This is a genomic window from Photorhabdus hindustanensis (assembly GCF_002968995.1).
In the GTDB taxonomy this organism is placed as follows: domain Bacteria; phylum Pseudomonadota; class Gammaproteobacteria; order Enterobacterales; family Enterobacteriaceae; genus Photorhabdus; species Photorhabdus akhurstii.
Genome location: NZ_PUWT01000023.1, coordinates 245,182 through 263,856 on the forward strand (window position 1 = coordinate 245,182; position 18,675 = coordinate 263,856).

Here is an 18,675-nt window from a genome sequence, read left to right on the forward strand (position 1 = left end):
ATAACACTTTTTCTTCCCAACCCCGGGAAAACCAGAATTGTTTCTGGTTTTCTCTAGAATTCAGGTTTCTAAGGAACAAGCCTCGTTATTTTCAACGAGGTTTGTCAGCGGTCTGAGCCATCATTAAGATGGCCAATAATAGTGAGACTCATCGTTTTAAAGGCATGTTATTAACTATGCAGTTATTGCCTTTAAGTTATTGTTTAATGCGTTCATAAATTGAACTATGACATCCATTGAATTAGTGTTTCGGATGGATAGAGCTGTGTTAATGGAACCGGTAATACGGGCTTGTTCTACCAACTCATTGTCGATGATCTTGTTTTTTGCGAGCCATTCAGCAATATCCGTCCAGGACCATAACGGGCGACTGCTATCCACGCGCAGAAGAGGCGTAGGGAAATCACCTGCTCCACGGCTACCCTTACTGTATCGAGATAAAGCGGCTTTGGTGGTTCCTGCCAGTTCAGCCGCATCACTTAAGCTAACTACATCACCAATATCTACAGATAGACACATTAAACCTGAAACCGATTCAATACCAGCTATTGCAGACATGACGGCTTTTGCGTAATTTTCGCTGTTGCGGGTAAAATTAACGTACAATGTACCATTGTATGCAGCAGGGTGGGCATCGCTGCATCCTGCTTCATACAAAGCATCTGATATATCAAACAAATCATCGTCAGTAGTGATTTTTTTTCCGCCTACCACAATGCTAAAACTGTATTTTCTCATATCTACTTTCCTATGATTGAGAAGTGAGACTTCGATAAAAAGGCCGCCGTTTGACGGCCTTGATATTATTTGCATTTATCGACTAATGAGATTATGTCTTTCGCGTGGTCTTAAGGGCTATCAGGTGTTCCCCAAACTGATTTTTGGTGGCATTTATCTTCACTGCCACAGCGTAAAATCCTGACTGCATGGCCTTTGCCTTTACGTTTCACGTAGGCCCAGCCTTGAGACACGGCATAGGCAATAGCCACATTAATCTCTTTGTTTTTGTGATACGCGATAGACAATACTCCTTTTAAGTCTCACTTTTTTAAAGAACACAGTTGGTCAAAGCAACCAACGGTAACAATAGTAACCAAAATGATTTTAATGTCAACCTTTGTTACCGGATTTAAGTTGCCGCGCCACATCTCGCCTCTGCCCGATTTCCAAGCTAACTCCTAGACGACTCATTTTCTACTATGCTTAATCAGTCACTTCTAATTTTTCCTTTCGTGACAACCATTAACTTAAAAAAACCAAACAAATAGATATCAGCTTGCAACTATTCCTGCTGGTACCCATTTTACTTGGAGGCAATAAATATGTTCTCTCGTCGTGATATCTTGAAGGCGTCCGCAATTGGCGCGGCCGCCGCTAGCATGGGCGGTATGATTAAAGCCGCTGTTGCTGATGAACAACACGATACAACCACTGCTGGCAAGAATAAACCGCCAATAAATGCCAAAAGTTTGTATAAATATAAATTCACCGATAGCAAAAAACGGATATTGGAAAATGGATGGGCGCGGGAAGCCACGGTAGAACAATTCCCGATATCTGAAGGGATTGCCGGTGTTGATATGTTACTTGAGCCGGGTGGCGTGCGTGAACTTCATTGGCATGCTGTTGCCGCTGAATGGGCATATATGCTTGAAGGTCATGCACGTATTACCATTATCGATCCGGAGGGCAAAAGTGAAGTAGCTGATTTTGGCCCCGGAGATATATGGTATTTTCCCAAAGGTCATGGTCATTCTATTCAGGCGCTTGGGGATGGCGCACATTTTATTCTGGCTTTTGATAATGGGCATTTCTCAGAATTTGGCACTTTCAGCATCACTGATTGGATAACCCATATGCCGAAAGAGGTGCTTGAGAAAAGTGTCAACATGCCGGCATCCGTTTTTTCTAAAATTAAACAGGGTGAAGCTTACATCGTCGGGGGCGCTATCCCGCCCAAACTTCCCCTACCTGCTGACGATGGCGGATTGAACGATGCCCCACTCACCCACCGTTATGAACTCTTGAAGAGCAAACCCTTCTTCGAGAACGACGCAGGGAGTGTTTATCGAGCATCATCGAAGGAATTTCCTATTTCTACAACGATCACCGGCCTTATAGAGACCATCAAACCTGGCGCAATACGTGAGCTACATTGGCACCCTAATGCCAACGAGTGGCAATACTACATTTCAGGTAAAGGACGTATGACTGTATTTAGTTCCCACGGACACGCACAAACCGCAAAATATGGGCCAACCGACGTTGGTTACGTGCCACTGGGATTTGGTCACTATATCGAAAATATTGGCGATGATGATCTTCAAGTGCTGATTGTACTAGATAACGGTGTTTATCAAGATATTTCACTCTCTGATTGGTTAGCTAAAACTCCGTCTTATCTGCTTGCGGATAATTTCAACAATAAACCTTCCGATTGGGTGAATCGTCCTAAGGATAAGCTAGTTATATCACGCCGTAGGACTTGAGATATTACACCGTGGTGTATTGAAGGAACCTGTATAACTTTGTATATCAGAAATAGCCTCGTTTACACGGGGCTTTATTTAACATCGGATAACACCTTTCTATCGGTAATTAGGTCAGACAGGGATTAAAAGAATAAATTCCTTATTTTCTGTCATGTTTAATGACTGCTTTACATTTATATAACCTGCTGAGACCATTTAAAAACGTTCTGTTAACATCAGATTATCCTATTCTCCAAGTTCTTTTGGCTTTGGTGCCTTCTCTTTTTTCTTTCGCTCATTTTATTATTTGTTTAACTAATCTTAACATAATGATTTAATTGGAAAAAAATCAACAAAAAATGGCAAGATAAAAGCTTGCTAATAATTCTCATGTAAAGTAGTTTTATATTGAAATTAACGATTAGAAAGCCAGAGAAAACCCTATATTTAAAACTGAAATTTATATTAGTCGCGATAAATTTAGGCGTTCTCTGCCAGAAGATTCATAGCTCAATAAACACTAACATAATGGAGAAATATAATGGATATAAAATTAACACCTGATGATAGAAGTGGATATCAACCCGTTGAAAAGCAAATAGCAGGAGAGATAATACGTGTACTAAACTTTAAGCAAACAGATGAGGGGTATACAGCATCACATGGAGTTGAATATCGGGCTAAGAAAATAATATTAGCATACGCTTTAGCTGTAAGTGGTATTCATGATGTGTCTCAACTTCCTGGTGACTATTATAAAAATAAAGAGACTGCCGAGGGAATTTATCAAGAATATATGTCTAATCTTTCATCTGCACTATTAGGTGAAAATGGCGATCAAATTTCTAAAGATATGGCAGATGGTTTTTACAAGAATGAACTGGATTTTGAAGGTGAATATCCTCAAAACATCTGGAATATTCCTGATCTTGAAAATAAACCATTGAGTGATTATTTAGATGACGATAAATTATTGGCGCTCTATTTTTTTGCGGCACAGGAAATTCCACTGGAGGAAAATCAACAATCAAATGCCGCAAGATTTTTTAAATTAATTGATTTCTTATTTATTTTATCTGCTGTAACTTCACTAGGAAGGAGGATTTTTTCAAAAAACTTCTACAACGGGTTAGAGTCTAAATCATTAGAGAATTATATTGAGAGAAAAAAGCTTTCTAAACCTTTCTTTCGACCACCTCAGAAGTTACCTGATGGCAGAATAGGTTATTTGGCCGGCCCAACAGAACCACCTAAATGGAGAGTTAGTTTTCAAGAACTTAAAAAGAACAGAGCCAGGAATGGATTTGCTAATATGGACGGTGCGGCAAAACAAAAGTATAGTTCATTTGTAAAAGAGGTGCAAAAGGGTAACGATCCACTTACAGCAGCAAAAAGTGTTGGTACAGCAAGCGGCAGTAACTTGGAAAAATTGCCAAATAATTTATTTAGTGTGAGGCTAAGTCAAAAAGACAGAGTAACCTTCACGCAAAATAATACCGAAAATACAATCACGATTCATAGTGTTGGAACTCATTATAAAAATATATGATGTGTGATCTCTGGCTTCGACTGACAAAGCATTTTTAATCTCTCATTTTTTCAACAGGAGTCTCATAAGGCGTTTTACTTTTCAAACCATTGTGTGGTTTGTGATAATTGTAAAACGCCTTCCTTTAGCCAATACACCTTACTGCCAAAAAGATATTACTGGAAGAAACCGGCTCTCCCTGTCCATAACGTTAGATGGTTATAATTTTTGATGTTATTTTTGATTTCCGTAACAAAACACATAATATATATGACAGGATAAAAGCCAGTAAAGAATAGGCTATTATGTAAACATATATATTTATGTAATTAAATTTCTCCAAAAATAAATTATGGACAAATTCGTTATGTATTTCAATAACAAAAATATTGTGAACAAGATATATGCCTAGTATATTCTTACTAATGTCATCTATTAATAATGGTATTTCGTTGATGTTCAAATTAACCAAGAATAAAAACAGGCACACCGAAGAAACCTGAAGGAATATATTATAAAACTTCCCATAAAAGAAGACCATTCCTGTCCTGGATGAAATGATTGATAAAGATATCAATGATATAATAAAAAATACCAGAAGCATTATGTGCTTAAAGGAAAAAGTCTTTATTTGCGGTTTCGTTAGCCCTAGATATCCACCTATCAAGAAACTAATCAAACCCTCAGCTTGGAACGGAATCAAAATATTGAATGGGATTAGTGAAAAAGAGAATTTGTAATCTGTTAGTGCATTCAGCAATGTAAGATTAGAAATTATAAGCATTATGACAAGTATTTTCATAATCCCCTTTGCGTTTGTTTCGTTAAATGCGTTACGCATTAGTGGTGTTAATATATATAGAGAGACAATTGCAAATATAAACCATAAATGGGTGGCATCTGATGTGGTTCTACTAACATTAATATAATTTAAAAAACTAGTATTAGGCACTGTTGTAAATTTACTGATAAAATATGTGTCATACAGATAATAAAAGATAAGCCAAAACAACAATACAGTTAATATCCCTTTGGCTTTATTAATGATGTAATCCACCTGTTTTTCATGTCTGTTATTTAGTAAGAAATAGCCACTGCACATAAAAAACAATGAGACCCCTAACTGACCGATCTGCCTAAGAAAATACAAAACCACGTCATTATCATCGCGCAACAAGAAAAATAAAGTAACGTGAGAAATTACAACGAAAAATATAGAAACGATCTTTAATAAATCTATGGTTAATATTCTCATTCTTTGTCTCTTAAATAGATAAAATGAAGTTTGAAATTTTTGGGGCAAGCCTGGCCATACCTATTTTTGATGGGTGCAAACCATCGGACACGGTGCCCAAGCTATTGCTGGTCATAATATCGATATTTCCTTCATTGAATCCAGATTGTTTTAACAAATCCAGATATGGGATGGAATGTTTTTCGCAAACTTCCCGACAAACGTTGCAATAGTCAGATAAATAGTACCCTTTGGCGTTTTTGCTGTTCATACCTCTTTGTACTGATATTGGCGTTGTTATAATAAACCCTATTCTTGCTAATGGGTATTTTTTGGTAACTCCGGTCATTAATAACTTCATACCTCCAATAAATGTCAATGGGGTTTTATCTTTATAATCACCTATTTCCAACCCTCCATAGGAGCCAAAATCAAATCCAAAATCATTTACCCCTCCCCATATTGTAATAATATCTGGATTGCTTCCCATTTTTTCATATCTTAAACAAATGGCTGAATTGTCATTTTTATCTTTTTGGGCTATGCATGTTCCCCCTACTCCGTAGTTTTTCCATTCTTTTAGACCTAAATTTTTAGTCACTATTGGTTGATACCACCCTCTTTCAGTTATACTGTCGCCAAGGGTAAACCAACACCCTTCCTTCAAATGCGATTGAATATAAGACATTTACTTTTATCCTTCTAAAAATAAAAATTCGGCGAGAGGCCGTTGCGAGAAAAAAGCGAAACGGAAAAAAGCGTGTTTAACTTTGAAATAACCGCCTTCATTAAAATCAGGAAGAGCATACAGAGCAAATTGCTTCGCATCCGTTAAGGTGGAGAGTCTTTTACTTTTATCGGCAGTTTGGCCTATATGATGAGTCATCATCCTGATCCCATGCAAATCATGTCCGTATAAAGATCGCTGACCGAATAGTGAAAATGAATTTCGTCACTGCGGTTGGATCTCAGATAAAGTTGTCTCATATAAATAATACGATATCAACCTCTATTTACGACCCTTTAATCGTACACACTCATAACAGAAATACGGATTGGTTATCATAAACAAGTTATCTATCAGGTGCTAGAAAATGCCGATAGTGACAATTAGTTTGCTAAAGAAGTGGTGGATAGATTAGCTAAAGAAAAAAATGGATCTGAAACATAATATTGAATTACTGACCATCTGAGTTTAATAACAAAAATGCCGATCTTGAATATCGGCATTTTACAGTGAAAGAGAAGATTAATTTAATGCTTTAACGCTTCAATTTTATCCCGGCTCAGTCCGGTACTGGTGACAATAATGTCCAAACTCACTCCATGTCGTAATAAGGCGCGAGCCGTTTCCACTTTACCTTTCTCTCGGCCTAGCTCAATACCTTGCTCAATACCCCGCTCAAGCCCTTTTTGTTCAAGCTGTTCTGCAATAGTCATCAACATCGTTTCATGCTCCGGAGATTGTTCAATCAGTTGATGGACAAATTGGGAGAGATCCAGCGTATGTCCATTCAGTAAAATATAGCGTAACACCACATTGCGCTGCTCAGTTGTATTATACCCTCCATTCAGGAGTTCCACCAATTGGGGGACCAGATTCCAAATAAATTTGATGTGATGACAATATGCTGCCCGCCTAAGACTGGGGCAGCAACGGTTAATTATACCTGACATGTACTCTTCTCTCACTCGTAGTAAGGAAAGAGCAGTTATATTATCTATTTAAAGAGTGAGCTCCACCATCGATAGACGGGTATTTAATTCTTTTTGTGGAACTTGTTGAAATAAATGTCTATCTTTGATTGAGAAGCATTCAACCTTTCCGTTTCTCATGCCGTCATTCCTTACAGCAAATCGCACGCTGGGCGGATATTTGTAATTTGGACTTAGAGACATACCGCAAGCCAACAGGAAATCAATTTTCGATGATGATTCAATAAGCTCATCATTGCGTTCGCCTGGCTTAACTGTCTCATAATCGAGGCATAAGTTAATACTAAACGGGCAGTCGTCAATTATATTGTTATCGATGGAGAAACCATAGTTCATGTTATTATCATGCTCACCAACATGCTGAGTCTTGTTTAGAACTTCGACAGTTAATCCATCTGTAAAGGTAAATATAAACCCATTATTAGTTACTTTATCTCTAAGACCGAAATCAATCTGTGAAGTTGTACGCTTTGGCCACATTGACCTTTCAAATCGACCATCATTTTTCTTTTTAAAGTTATTGCTTATTAAACAGTAATTCAACGGTTCAAATACCCCGTCCTTGCTAGTTTCTACCAAGACTACTACCGTTCCTGCCAACAGAATGATTTTACCCACTTCGTTTTCGGGCAAGGAATTCATCAAACTTTCCTGTGCATCGGATAGATGATGCATCATATAATCAGTGAGTTGATATAGCTCATCTTTGTTTTTGAGCGTATTCCATTTTATGTTCCAAAAAAACTCAGGTAAGGAAAAAAACAATGGGGTGTTTTTTTCTTTATTTTCTGATGCGGAAATAATATTTTCTCTCACCAAATCAATTCTACGTTCTATTTCTTTCGCCAAGTAATCTTGTATACTCTGTCCGCTTTCTCTATCAAGAGAAAACTCAGAGAGGAATGTCGCTTGTCTTATAGATGCTACATTAATTTTCATATTCTTCTCCTTTGGTTTATCCATTCTAATTCTCCTTTCTTGTTGGTACCGGATGTAATGGCGAAGATAAAAGTATCGCGAAAACTTCTACGCTGCCTACAATTTTGTTTGTAGGGGGATGAATCCTAACTATTGTATTAGTCATCTGACGACGAACAGAGATGAATATCTTAAACAGTATATAAACAACATAAAAACAATGGCTAAGTAATCAGTTAATAAACACAGAAATAATTATCTCGCAATTAATGTCAATGTTGACTACCTAATATTTTTATTTGCCATAGTAACCAGACTTGTAAGAATTGATAATTCCTTCAATTAATGATTTTTCTCTTTTATTTGGAGTCTGATTATTATCAATTTTTCTATATGTACTTTAGGTAAAATGAATGTTTCTAATATGTCGATTTTTTGAGTAGAATTCTCTCTATAAAATTGCTCAAAAAAAGAGTTGTAATTATTTAAAGATAGGAGTTTATTTATGTGACTTTTTCCTTATATCATTATTTCAACATGCAATGTAATTATTCTTTACCAAGTAGATTATTAAACGGGATAATTATTTTGGAAAAAATCAGAATATATCCGATTAAATTCATCTAATCAAAAATGATTATAATTAATCATGCGTTTAATAACTTTATCAGAGAAATAAAAAGATATTTTTCCAATATCATCCAACGATTCTTGACATTCCATAACCGACTTCTAGTCTCTATATACACATCATTATGAATGTCTAATCTAAAACTTGAACATTCCAATCCTGAATATCGGGATGTGGAATTTATAATCTAATATAAAAATACAGGCTTAACTATGAATCCATTCGATCATGTAGTCCCCATGAGAAAAGAAGAATTGCACCATGTCCCCGCTGCGAAGAGTGCGCTGAATCGTTTTGCCGATGCTGAAATACCTCAACACCCGTGGATGGCGCAGAACGACTTCGGGAGTCCGCACCAAGACAGCTGGTGTTCTGAGTCCGTGTCGCTCAACGGTCCTGTTAATGACAATCTTCTGCTTATTGAGCAGTACAACCCTTTCGGATACACGCCGAACATGGTTTGTAATAGTCAGAATCAAATGGTGGGCGTCTCGCTGGACTACTCCGCATCTCAGTTCTGGGTGGTGGTATTTGACGAAAACTGCAACATTATTTCAGCCACGAAGGCGGGTACACTTTCCGGCAATAGTACCTTCGGCGGCGGCTACTTTTACCTAGACAACAACGACAACACGATAGTGGTACAGGACAACCAGATCGTCAGCTATCCAACAGCGGATGTACAGCCAACAGAGGGTGAGATTTATGCGCTCACACCGAACTGGCAGAGTGCTGATATCATCGAAGTGGTCACTGGTTCAGCGGATGGCAATTCCCTTTACTCGTCGCTGCCTGTTTGGGATGCGGATCGTCCGAATCTCTATTGGTGCCTGATTGCCGGTGATTATAACTACCAGAGCTACCCGGAGAGTACACTCAGCTCTCCTGCATGGATAGCAGTTGTGCAAATTGATCCGAATGATGGGAGCACAACACTGATTGGCGCGAAGAAGCTGGAAAAACAGTGGAACAACAATACATTCTCTGTTGATGAGAATGGGGCTTATATCGTCACCAATGGTATCGACAGCAAGGGCTTATGTACGAAAGGGTATCTCTGGGCGTTCGGTCTGGAGGGGAATGAGATCACCATTCGCTGGAAGACGCCTTACAAGAATGCCGGATACCGTAAGCCAGGTCAGACGAATATTGGTTCGGGAACTACGCCGACGCTCACCAAAATGGAGGACGGGACTGAACTGGTGGGAATTACCGACAATGCCGATCCACGTCTGAACGTGTTGGTCTGTAACCGCTCGGATGGCAGTATTATCTCCGAGACCCCTTGCTTTTTGGAAATGAGGAGTGCCGACGAAGCCTCGTTGATCGGCGTCGGTGATACTTTTGTGGTCGAAAATAATTTCGGTCACTATCCGACATGGCCGTTCTCACAGCTAGTTCCAAATGGTCCCGGCATGGAGATGATCCGCGTCAACCCTGCGGATACTGAACAACCTGATGAAAAGAGATGGTCTATTCCAGACGTTCACTTTTACGCGATGAACATGCTCTGTCGCGGTAGCGGTATCATCTTCGCGCATACCTGTAGCTGGTCCGATGATATCTCAGCGTCAAAGGGTGGAATGTACTACATTAGCGCCATCGACTCCTTCAACGGCCGGGTGATCTGGCAGATTCCCCTCGGTAGAGGTGTGAACTATTGTCATGAGTACGGCGGCATTTATTTCAATAGGAATGGTGACCTCTACATTGGTACCAACCAGTATTTGGTCTCTATCAAGAATTTCCAGAGCCGTTCCGAAAAGCTTAAGGAGCAGGTGGGCAAAATCGAAAAGGAAATCGGTGCGAACGACTGAGATGATTGCGTCAACTCGGTTCAGTGAGACCACGTAGAAAGCAAAAAACATCAATCTACGCTGATGGGCTTGTTTTTTGCGGGGTTAGCTTCCTCCGGTTACGTCACAGTCAATTCGGTGCTTCCGATGATAAGCATAACTCAGTCCGTTTTGGGGTTTGGGATTTTTCGCAATTGATCAGATCGCAAAAATCGGACTGAATTCCCTTCCGGTAATCTACACTATTTTGAAAATTTATTTAATTAGAAAAATTTTTTAAGAAATTATAATGTAAATACATTTTTAGGCTGGTTATCATCAATTTTAAAACTACAGTGTAATTGGCAATAATTTATTATGTATCCAGAGCGACAATTTCTATTGTCTGAACCTGTTTTTTATCTGAGTCATCACATTTACGTTGTTTGAATAAGTGACAAAATGATATTTATGTCAATTTAATCAATTCATTATAATAATTTCAAGGTTGGGCGTACCGTTTTCGTTCCATTAATCTTCAAATCTCACAAAAGCTTAAATATGTATAACTCTTTACATATTATTATTTATTCTTATAAATTAAAGTGCATTGAATCATAAGCGTGGGTTTTACTACAGGGTTAATCAATGAATAATATTTGTCAATTGATTGAAAAAAGAGCATCAGAAAATGCTGGTGAGTTAATTTTCAGGTTTCTTTCTGACGGAGAAAGAGAAGAACAATTGAGCTGGCAGAGTCTGCACCGGGGACAAAAAAGTATTGCTTATTATTTACAGCAATACTGTCAACCTGGCGATCGGGTAATAGTTATGTTGCCTTCCGGCCTACTCTTTGTTCAGACTATGGCCGCGTGTTTATACTCAAGTGTAGTTGCTGTACCAGTAAATAGCGCCCGACCTGAGGGAAGAGGTTGGGATACTATTCTGAAGATCATAATGGATAGTGATGCTCGATTCGTTATCACGACTTCAAAACAGAGTGAAAAAATAAAAGAAGCACTTGCGAAGGAAGACAACTTTAATGAAGTCAGGGTGATATCTGCAAATGAATTGATAGAGGCTCAGGAAAATACGTCTTACCGCGGCGGATCAAATCTGGCATTCCTCCAATATACCTCGGGTTCAACTGGTGACCCTAAAGGTGTCATGGTCGGTTATGAAAATTTAATCAGTAATCTGGCGGCAATAAAGGATAGGTTTGCATGTTCAGAAGAGGGTTGTGGCGTCATTTGGCTTCCGCCCTACCATGATATGGGCTTATTAGGCGGTATACTCCAGCCTTTCTATAGCGGCGTTCCGGTTGTACTGATGCCACCCACTTCAGTGATTCAGCAACCAGCACTATGGTTAAAAGCCATTTCAAAATATAAAGCGACTATTTCCGGCGGGCCTAACTTTATATATGAGCAAAGTGTTGAAAGAATAAGTGACAAGGATTTGGAGTCTATTGATCTTTCAAGTTGGAAGAATGCATTTAGCGGAGCAGAGCCGGTCAGAGCGGATATTCTTCAACGTTTTGCTGAGCGATTTGGCCCTTACGGTTTTAATAAGGACGCTCTTTATCCCTGTTATGGGTTGGCAGAGAGTACCCTGTATGTTTCGGGACCCGTAACTAATAACCTCGGAATGAAAGTAGAGAATTTTAATTCGAAAGCATTGAGTGAAGGAAACGTTATTAAAGCCAATAACGTGAATGGCAACACCACATTGGTCAGTCATGGCAAACCATACGAAAATCAAGAAGTTATTATCTGCAAAACTGATACGGCAGATGTATTGCCTGAAGGTAAAGTTGGCGAAATTTGGTTGCAGGGACCTTCCGTAACTTACGGTTACTGGAATAATGAGAATGCTACCAGCGGTGCGTTCAGTCAGTATACATCAGATAATAAAGGCCCTTATTTGCGAACAGGCGATCTGGGATTTTTATTTGATGGAGAGCTATATATTAGTGGCAGGATCAAAGACGTCATTATTATCAGAGGAAAAAATCACTATCCCCAGGATATAGAAAATACGTCACAGATGTCTGACGCTGCGCTTATTTCAGGGGGATGTGTCGCCTTTGCGGATGAAAAAGGGGTTATCGTCATACAAGAAGTAAAAAGAAGCGACATTAAGAAAATCGATGTCAAAGAAATAATGAAGAAAATAAGAGTTAATATTACTAATAACCATGAAGTTTCTGTTAGTAAAATTATTCTTATCCGGCCTGGCGGAATACTTAAGACATCAAGTGGTAAAGTACGTCGCAAAGCCATGCAGGAATTGCTTCTCTCTGGCAAGTTAACTGTAATCGATGAATGGAATGCCCAGTCTGCAAGTCGTGATCAGCAAAATAACCGTCAGGATACGAATAGATCCTTCGTCATAAACTGGTTTGACAACTGGTTGATTCGAGAAACGGGAGAAGAGCTGCCTGATATGACGGCTGGAGAAATTCATCTCTATAACCTTGGGATTGATTCACTCCAGAAAGCTACTTTGCTTGCCGATTTTTCAGATTTGACCTCTCACCAATTACCTTCAGATATCTTCGAGCGCCATGAATATCTAGGGTCTTTTTTAAATGAATTAGAAGTTATTTACAATTTTATCAGAGGATACAATCAATTATCGCCTGAATTACGCACGCAGATTACAGATCAGCTAGAAAATGAAAGTGATCATCAGGCATTTGAAAATATTGACGATATACCGGAAGAATTCTTTGATCCTGTACATTTGAAAGGTGTAAAAGAAATTGAGGTTCGTCTCGAATCAATGCAAGGTGTCAGTCTCCCCTTCTTTACAACTCATGAAGGGGTGAATGGTTCTCATACAGTAATGAATGAGGAAAACTACCTCAATTTCTCTAACCATAATTATCTTGGCCTGGCTCAGCATCCTGATGTTCAATCAGCTTCTATAGAAGCAATCAACCAATATGGCACTAGTCCTTCAGCGGCAAGGATTGTAGCGGGTCAACGCCCTGTTCATGTTGATCTGGAAGCTGAAATAGCAAAGTTTACCGGTCATGAAGACGCCATTACTTTTGTGAGTAGTAATTTTTGCAATGTGACCGTTATTGGTCACTTAATGCAACGTGGCGATCTTATTTTGTACGATGAATATAGCCATGACAGCCTTCTCCAGGGCGGAAAATTGTCTCAGGCGGACATGTTGCCATTTGCGCATAATAATTGGCAAATGGCCGATGAAATTCTTAATAAGAAAAGGAAACATTACAGAAAAGTCATGCTCTTTATAGAAGGTGCTTATAGCATGGATGGTGATATTCCTGATTTGAAGAAATTTGTTGAAATAAAGAAAAAGTATAAAGCACTGTTGATGGTAGATGAATGTCTTTCCATTGGGGTTGTGGGAGAAAGTGGACGGGGTGTTTGTGAGCATTGCGATGTCATACCGTCTGAAGTAGATATTTGTATGGGTGGAATTAGTAAAAGTTTCGCAAGCTGTGGTGGTTATATTGCTGGTAAGCGATCCTTTATAACTTATCTACGGTATACGACACCGGGTTTTGTTTACACCACCGGTATGCCACCGGCTGTTGCCGCATCGGCGCTTACTGCCATTAAAGTGATACAAAAGGAAAAATACAGAGTTCATGAAGTGCAAGAATTATCAAAGTATTTCATTAATAAAGCGAATGCACTCGGCCTGGATACAGGATTTAGTAAAGATACCCCTGTTATCCCTCTCATGATAGGCGACGAGAATAAATGTATCTATATTTATCAAAAGCTGAGGGAGAATTTAATTAATGTGCAACCTATCTTGTATCCAGCCGTACCTGAGAATAAAGCTCGTTTACGCCTTTTTATTAACTATGGACACACGGTTGAGGACATCAATAAAGTGCTCAATATCATAAAAGAGTATATTTAACTAATTTTCTATGTAAAGGAAACTAATAATGAGCACGATGATGAAAGAAAGAGAGCATTATAAGAATGCATGCCTCTTTTTAGGGCACAATGCTTCCGTGGTCATATGGAATAATGCCAGTGATATGTTTGCCATTGAAGATGAAAAAGAGAGTCGCTCAAAAGGTGGGGAATATGTCCCCATCCACACAATATTGAAATTAATGAAATATGACATTGATGAATTGAATATCATTAATTTTCTTGGCGAGGTTGATTATAACCATACTATAAAGGCTTTATGTGGTAACGATAGAGAAATATTTGAGCAATTTATAAAAAAAGTAAAGTTGTATGAATTGAAAATAAACCATCATGCTACTCATGCGATAAATGGTATCATTGAAGCTTGGGAACATTGTAAAGAAAACAATCTGCCTAAAAAATATCATATATTGATTACTGATGGTACGGGAGATGATTATGAATCAACATCTCTCTATACTGTGACAATCGATAAAAACAAAGCATTGGCAGATTGTATAAAAACACTACAAAGGGTGAAAAGAATTTCCGCGGCAGATCTTTCATGCGGAATATTTTTTGCCCGTTTGGTATGCAATGCCGATACAGGTTTTTCGCCGTTGAAAGATGAATATAAGTCACTTGGTTACGAAACGGAAATAACAAGCCTGTTAAACAACGATGAACTTAATAAACTCAACCGGATTATAATAAAATTATCCGATGGCTTTTTGTCAAATAAGAAATATGGGCTGATGTCAGCCATTAGAAATGATATCAAATCTTTCCTACCCGGTGTTAATGATGAAAATTTTTCTAAAAAGAAAGCGTATTACCACGAACGTCATAAAATCCAGCTTGAATGGAACGATTCTCGTAAGCCCGTTACCTTGTTGGGGATAAAAAAATCTCCGTCAGAAGTTCTTTTAGAAAAAAGTGTGCATCAGCATTTTTCACATGGTTTTTCTGTTAAATATATGCAGGAAATTGCCGTGAACCATGTGAGAATGCCGTCGTGGCTACAACAGCATTTAAACGGATTAAGTCAATATGAGATCCGTATTATTTCTTCCTATATTGCTAATAAATTTTTAGAAACCTACTTGGTAAAACTCATTGATAATGAAAAAGTTGAGAACCTTATTGTTGGCGGCGGCGTTCATTTCAATGTCAAACTCAATAATGTTTTATTGAACAACATACAGGGAGATATCTGTTGCACCCCCCTTGCTGGCGATATTGTGCACGCACTGACAGGCGCTGTTATTCTTGATAATACGTTATCTAATAGAAGCGTAAATCTGTTATTACTAAAACGTGATTTATCTTTACCATATAACGGTAAGTATTCAGAAAATGTCATTTATACAGACAATAAAGATGATTTTATTAAAAATACTGCTCATTATGTAAGCAAAGGATATATTGTTAATACAGTAAAAAATTGGGGGGAATTAGGTCCCAGAGCACTGATGTCAAATTCTACGCTATGTTTACCGACGGGTGAACTTAAGAAAGAAATTAACCTTCTTAATGGTCGGGATGACCATATGCCAATGGCTCCCGTATTAAGATCAGAGAATTTACCGGTTCTTTTTAACATTAAAGAAGTAAACAGAGTGATAGGATCACTTCATGGCATGATTATTGCGCTAAGTTATAATGATAATATACCAGAAGAAAAATATGAAGGAGTGATGCATAAAATGCATGATGGTAGAACTACTGGCAGGCCGCTTGTTATTAAATCAGGCGTTGATGTTGAAGTATTACAGGAAGTCGAAAAGAAAACTGGCTATGCAGCATTAATCAACACCTCTTTCAACATTCATGGCTATTCTACAGTTCAGCGGATGCAACATGCGTATCACGACTTCGACTATCAGTGTAGGAAAGCTGAAAAGGCGGGTATCCGTAAGCCTTTCCTTATTATCGGAAACTTTTGATAAAATATAAAAGGAGTACAGAAGAGTGAACTATAAAGAGATTAAGGAAGTAAAAGGTTTGCCTTTACTCGGTTCAATACTGGATTATAAATCGGATGCGTTATCGCTATTTCTTAACGCAGCAAGAGAGAATGGTGATATTTGCGCGATAAGAATGGGTCCGGAGCGTATAATTTTCGTTAACAATCCAGACTGGGTAGCAGAAATATTAGCGAAAAGAATAGATTTTTTTGTTAAAAGCCCCAGTTATCGTGAGTTAGAGTTATTGCTTGGTCAGGGTATGGTCACCACAGAGGGTGAGGTATGGAAAAAACAACGCGATAATGCCAGGCATGCTTTCACGATATCCAGTTTAAACACATTGATTGCTCCGATAAAAGATATCGTCACGGACTTTTCCCATAATACTGTTTTGGATGGGCATCAACGCGACATATTCAAAGATATGCTTGATCTTTCCATGAACATTGCTTTGAAAACCCTCTTTGGACAAAGTAGTAGTGATATCAGCAGATACAGTGTTTCAATAGCGCTTGAGAATGCTTCTGATTATGTTATTAAACGTCTTGAGGCGATTATTAAATTACCTCCTCACATCCCTACGTTTTCTGCGTTGAAATTTAGGAAGGAAAAATCTGTACTTGACAGGCAAGTAATTGAAATAATTAAAAATCATGACAGTCATGGCGGAAAAGACTGTCTATTGAACATGATTTTGGAAAATGAAACCGATCATGATGAGATAAAAGACCAATTACTTACCTTTTTTTTTAACGTCTTACGAAACAATTGCATCCGCAGCCACTTGGACATTTTATTTCATTTCTCGCTATAAACGTTGGCATAAAATTATTAAAGATGAATATACGCAAGCTGTATTGGAAAAGACCGCTGATATTTTCGAATTGAAATATACCAATGCGGTTATCAATGAAAGCATGCGTCTTCTCCCTCCAGTATGGTCTTTTTCCCGGACAGCTAAAGAAGATATCACTATAGGCGAACATAAGATAGCCGCCGGGAAAATGGTGGTTATTTCCCCTTATTGTTTGCAGAGACACCCAGACTATTGGGAAAAAGCTGACGACTTCGTTCCTACGCGCTGGTTGGGGGAATTATACAGCCATAAGCTTAACCGCACTTTTATTCCTTTTGGCGCAGGCCCCCGGATATGTCTAGGTATGAATTATGCTCGCATGGTTTTACCGATTATTATCGGTGAATTTTGTAAGAGAGGATTTTTCGAAACGAGTTATCAGGGATATCCAGAATTAAAAGCAGGTATTACTATCAGACCTGTGAAGGGAGTTAATGGTATTTGGAAATATCTGGCTGATGATAAGGTGACATAAAATGAATTTGGCAGGAAAAAATATCTGGGTAATTGGTGCGTCTATGGGGATTGGCCATGCTTTAGTTAAGGTGCTTAGTTCTCATACAACAAACCTAGTCATTTCTAGTCGGAAAAAAGATTTGCTGAAAAAATTGGCTACTGAAATTAATCTTCCAGAAGAAAACGTTATTCCTTTCGACATTACAAATCATGACAAGGCGAAAGAAATGGTACATAAAGTGCTTCAACGGATCGGGAGTATTGACTGTATTATTTTCACTGCTGGCGTCAGTCAACGTTCTTTAGTTGCAGACACACAATTCTTTGTCTATGAAAAATTGATTAATTTAAATTTTTTATCCATTGTCAACATAGCATTAACTGTACTCCCTTCGATGATTGAGAAAAAGAGCGGGCATTTTGTTGTTCTCTCCAGTGTGGCTGGTAAGTTTGGTACACCGGGTCGTTCAGGCTATTCAGCATCGAAGCAGGCATTGCATGGTTTTTTTGAATTCTCTGCGTGCTGAGCATACGAAAGACAATATCAATGTTACATTTATTTGTCCCGGTTTTATTAATACTGATATTACCATGAGATCTCTCACTGGAAATGGGGAGCCTTATCAACGTATTGATAGTGAACTGGAACACGGCATGCCTGTCGATTTATGCGCCAAAAAAATTGTTAAGGCAATCGTTAGTGAAAAAAGAGAGATATACCCCGGAGGTAATAAAGAAGTCATTGGTGTATACCTTAATCGATTTCTTCCACGATTGTTACAGTATATTATTGCATTAAAAGGAAAATAAGCTAGATGGCGGTAATCAGTTTGCTAAAGAAGTAACGGATAAATTAGCTGAGAAGAAAAATGAATCTTCAACATAATATCTAACGTATTAATCATCTTGGTTTGATAATAAAACCCTCTACTTTGTGGTAGAGGATTTTCAACTTATTTAAGTAATCTTTTCCTTATATCACTATTTCAATACGTAATGTGATTATTCTTTACCAATTAGATTATTGACTAGGATAATTATTTTAAAAAAAGAAAATCCGAATAGATTTGATTAAACTCATCTAATCAAAAATGATGAAAATTAATCATATGTTTAATAACTTTATCAGGGAAAGAAAAAGAGATTTTCCCAATGCTATCCAACAATTGTGTTTCAAATCATTAGCAATATTTTAAACTAGATTATAGTGTA

General features: G+C 38.1%; 15 protein-coding genes and 1 pseudogene. 9 read left to right on the forward strand and 7 right to left on the reverse strand.

Annotated features, from left to right (window positions below):
- Positions 1-174: 174 nt before the first annotated feature.
- Both C6H66_RS10005 and C6H66_RS25900 read right to left on the reverse strand, forming a co-directional pair.
- A complete protein-coding gene (locus C6H66_RS10005) occupies positions 175-738 on the reverse strand; it encodes a hypothetical protein (RefSeq protein ID WP_036805991.1) in 564 nt (187 codons plus the stop codon).
- 110 nt (positions 739-848) lie between these two features.
- Positions 849-989, reverse strand: coding sequence for a hypothetical protein (locus C6H66_RS25900; RefSeq protein ID WP_181150179.1), 141 nt, complete (start codon positions 987-989; stop codon positions 849-851).
- A 333-nt stretch (positions 990-1,322) separates the two neighbouring features.
- On the opposite strand from C6H66_RS25900, the gene C6H66_RS10010 reads away from it, so the two are divergent.
- Entirely contained in the window at positions 1,323-2,489 is a 1,167-nt protein-coding gene (locus tag C6H66_RS10010; protein ID WP_046396428.1) for a cupin domain-containing protein, read from the forward strand.
- Between the two features lie 523 nt (positions 2,490-3,012).
- Positions 3,013-4,020, forward strand: a complete 1,008-nt coding sequence (locus C6H66_RS10015) for a Txp40, insecticidal toxin (previously name A24tox) (protein WP_105395487.1) — start codon at positions 3,013-3,015, stop codon at positions 4,018-4,020.
- A gap of 190 nt (positions 4,021-4,210) precedes the next feature.
- On the opposite strand, the gene C6H66_RS10020 is transcribed toward C6H66_RS10015, so the two are convergent.
- From C6H66_RS10020 to C6H66_RS10040, 5 genes and pseudogenes are all read right to left on the reverse strand, one after another.
- Complete coding sequence (locus C6H66_RS10020) at positions 4,211-5,254, reverse strand: acyltransferase (protein ID WP_046396430.1); 1,044 nt, start codon at positions 5,252-5,254, stop codon at positions 4,211-4,213.
- A 10-nt stretch (positions 5,255-5,264) separates the two neighbouring features.
- Positions 5,265-5,921: an SGNH/GDSL hydrolase family protein gene (locus C6H66_RS10025; RefSeq protein WP_046396431.1), complete on the reverse strand. Its 657-nt coding sequence runs from the start codon at positions 5,919-5,921 to the stop codon at positions 5,265-5,267.
- Positions 5,922-5,927: 6 nt separating this feature from the next.
- Positions 5,928-6,122: a hypothetical protein gene (locus tag C6H66_RS10030; RefSeq protein ID WP_046396432.1), complete on the reverse strand. Its 195-nt coding sequence runs from the start codon at positions 6,120-6,122 to the stop codon at positions 5,928-5,930.
- Between the two features lie 365 nt (positions 6,123-6,487).
- A pseudogene (locus tag C6H66_RS10035) lies at positions 6,488-6,823 on the reverse strand (Rpn family recombination-promoting nuclease/putative transposase); the annotation flags it as partial.
- Positions 6,824-6,958: 135 nt separating this feature from the next.
- On the reverse strand, positions 6,959-7,912 hold the full coding sequence (locus tag C6H66_RS10040) for a hypothetical protein (protein WP_105395488.1): 954 nt from the start codon (positions 7,910-7,912) through the stop codon (positions 6,959-6,961).
- Positions 7,913-8,737: 825 nt separating this feature from the next.
- On the opposite strand from C6H66_RS10040, the gene C6H66_RS26740 reads away from it, so the two are divergent.
- From C6H66_RS26740 to C6H66_RS10080, 7 genes are all read left to right on the forward strand, one after another.
- Positions 8,738-10,315 (forward strand): hypothetical protein, encoded by a 1,578-nt coding sequence (locus C6H66_RS26740; protein ID WP_248000651.1) that lies wholly within the window; start codon positions 8,738-8,740, stop codon positions 10,313-10,315.
- 606 nt (positions 10,316-10,921) lie between these two features.
- On the forward strand, positions 10,922-14,182 hold the full coding sequence (locus C6H66_RS10055; protein ID WP_105395489.1) for an aminotransferase class I/II-fold pyridoxal phosphate-dependent enzyme: 3,261 nt from the start codon (positions 10,922-10,924) through the stop codon (positions 14,180-14,182).
- A 28-nt stretch (positions 14,183-14,210) separates the two neighbouring features.
- Positions 14,211-16,130 carry a carbamoyltransferase C-terminal domain-containing protein gene (locus C6H66_RS10060; RefSeq protein ID WP_105395490.1) on the forward strand — a complete coding sequence of 640 codons (1,920 nt, stop codon included), beginning with the start codon at positions 14,211-14,213 and terminating at the stop codon, positions 16,128-16,130.
- A gap of 25 nt (positions 16,131-16,155) precedes the next feature.
- A complete protein-coding gene (locus C6H66_RS27265) occupies positions 16,156-16,965 on the forward strand; it encodes a cytochrome P450 (protein WP_105395491.1) in 810 nt (269 codons plus the stop codon).
- On the forward strand, positions 16,919-17,482 hold the full coding sequence (locus C6H66_RS27270; RefSeq protein ID WP_105395492.1) for a cytochrome P450: 564 nt from the start codon (positions 16,919-16,921) through the stop codon (positions 17,480-17,482). Before C6H66_RS27265 ends, C6H66_RS27270 begins: the two co-directional genes overlap by 47 nt.
- Position 17,483: 1 nt before the next feature.
- A complete protein-coding gene (locus C6H66_RS10075; RefSeq protein ID WP_105395493.1) occupies positions 17,484-17,990 on the forward strand; it encodes an SDR family NAD(P)-dependent oxidoreductase in 507 nt (168 codons plus the stop codon).
- Entirely contained in the window at positions 17,962-18,273 is a 312-nt protein-coding gene (locus C6H66_RS10080) for a Rossmann-fold NAD(P)-binding domain-containing protein (protein WP_105395494.1), read from the forward strand. The genes C6H66_RS10075 and C6H66_RS10080 overlap by 29 nt, the downstream gene beginning before the upstream one ends.
- The last annotated feature ends 402 nt before the right edge of the window (positions 18,274-18,675 follow it).

Excerpts from the sequence above, each read along its gene's own strand:
- C6H66_RS10005 (WP_036805991.1), bottom strand. The coding sequence starts at position 738 with ATGAGAAAATACAGTTTTAGCATTGTGGTAGGCGGAAAAAAAATCACT.
- C6H66_RS10010 (WP_046396428.1), top strand. The coding sequence starts at position 1,323 with ATGTTCTCTCGTCGTGATATCTTGAAGGCGTCCGCAATTGGCGCGGCC.
- C6H66_RS10015 (WP_105395487.1), top strand. The coding sequence starts at position 3,013 with ATGGATATAAAATTAACACCTGATGATAGAAGTGGATATCAACCCGTT.
- C6H66_RS10020 (WP_046396430.1), bottom strand. The coding sequence starts at position 5,254 with ATGAGAATATTAACCATAGATTTATTAAAGATCGTTTCTATATTTTTC.
- C6H66_RS10025 (WP_046396431.1), bottom strand. The coding sequence starts at position 5,921 with ATGTCTTATATTCAATCGCATTTGAAGGAAGGGTGTTGGTTTACCCTT.
- C6H66_RS10030 (WP_046396432.1), bottom strand. The coding sequence starts at position 6,122 with ATGATGACTCATCATATAGGCCAAACTGCCGATAAAAGTAAAAGACTC.
- C6H66_RS10040 (WP_105395488.1), bottom strand. The coding sequence starts at position 7,912 with ATGGATAAACCAAAGGAGAAGAATATGAAAATTAATGTAGCATCTATA.
- C6H66_RS26740 (WP_248000651.1), top strand. The coding sequence starts at position 8,738 with ATGAGAAAAGAAGAATTGCACCATGTCCCCGCTGCGAAGAGTGCGCTG.
- C6H66_RS10055 (WP_105395489.1), top strand. The coding sequence starts at position 10,922 with ATGAATAATATTTGTCAATTGATTGAAAAAAGAGCATCAGAAAATGCT.
- C6H66_RS10060 (WP_105395490.1), top strand. The coding sequence starts at position 14,211 with ATGAGCACGATGATGAAAGAAAGAGAGCATTATAAGAATGCATGCCTC.
- C6H66_RS10075 (WP_105395493.1), top strand. The coding sequence starts at position 17,484 with ATGAATTTGGCAGGAAAAAATATCTGGGTAATTGGTGCGTCTATGGGG.
- C6H66_RS10080 (WP_105395494.1), top strand. The coding sequence starts at position 17,962 with ATGGTTTTTTTGAATTCTCTGCGTGCTGAGCATACGAAAGACAATATC.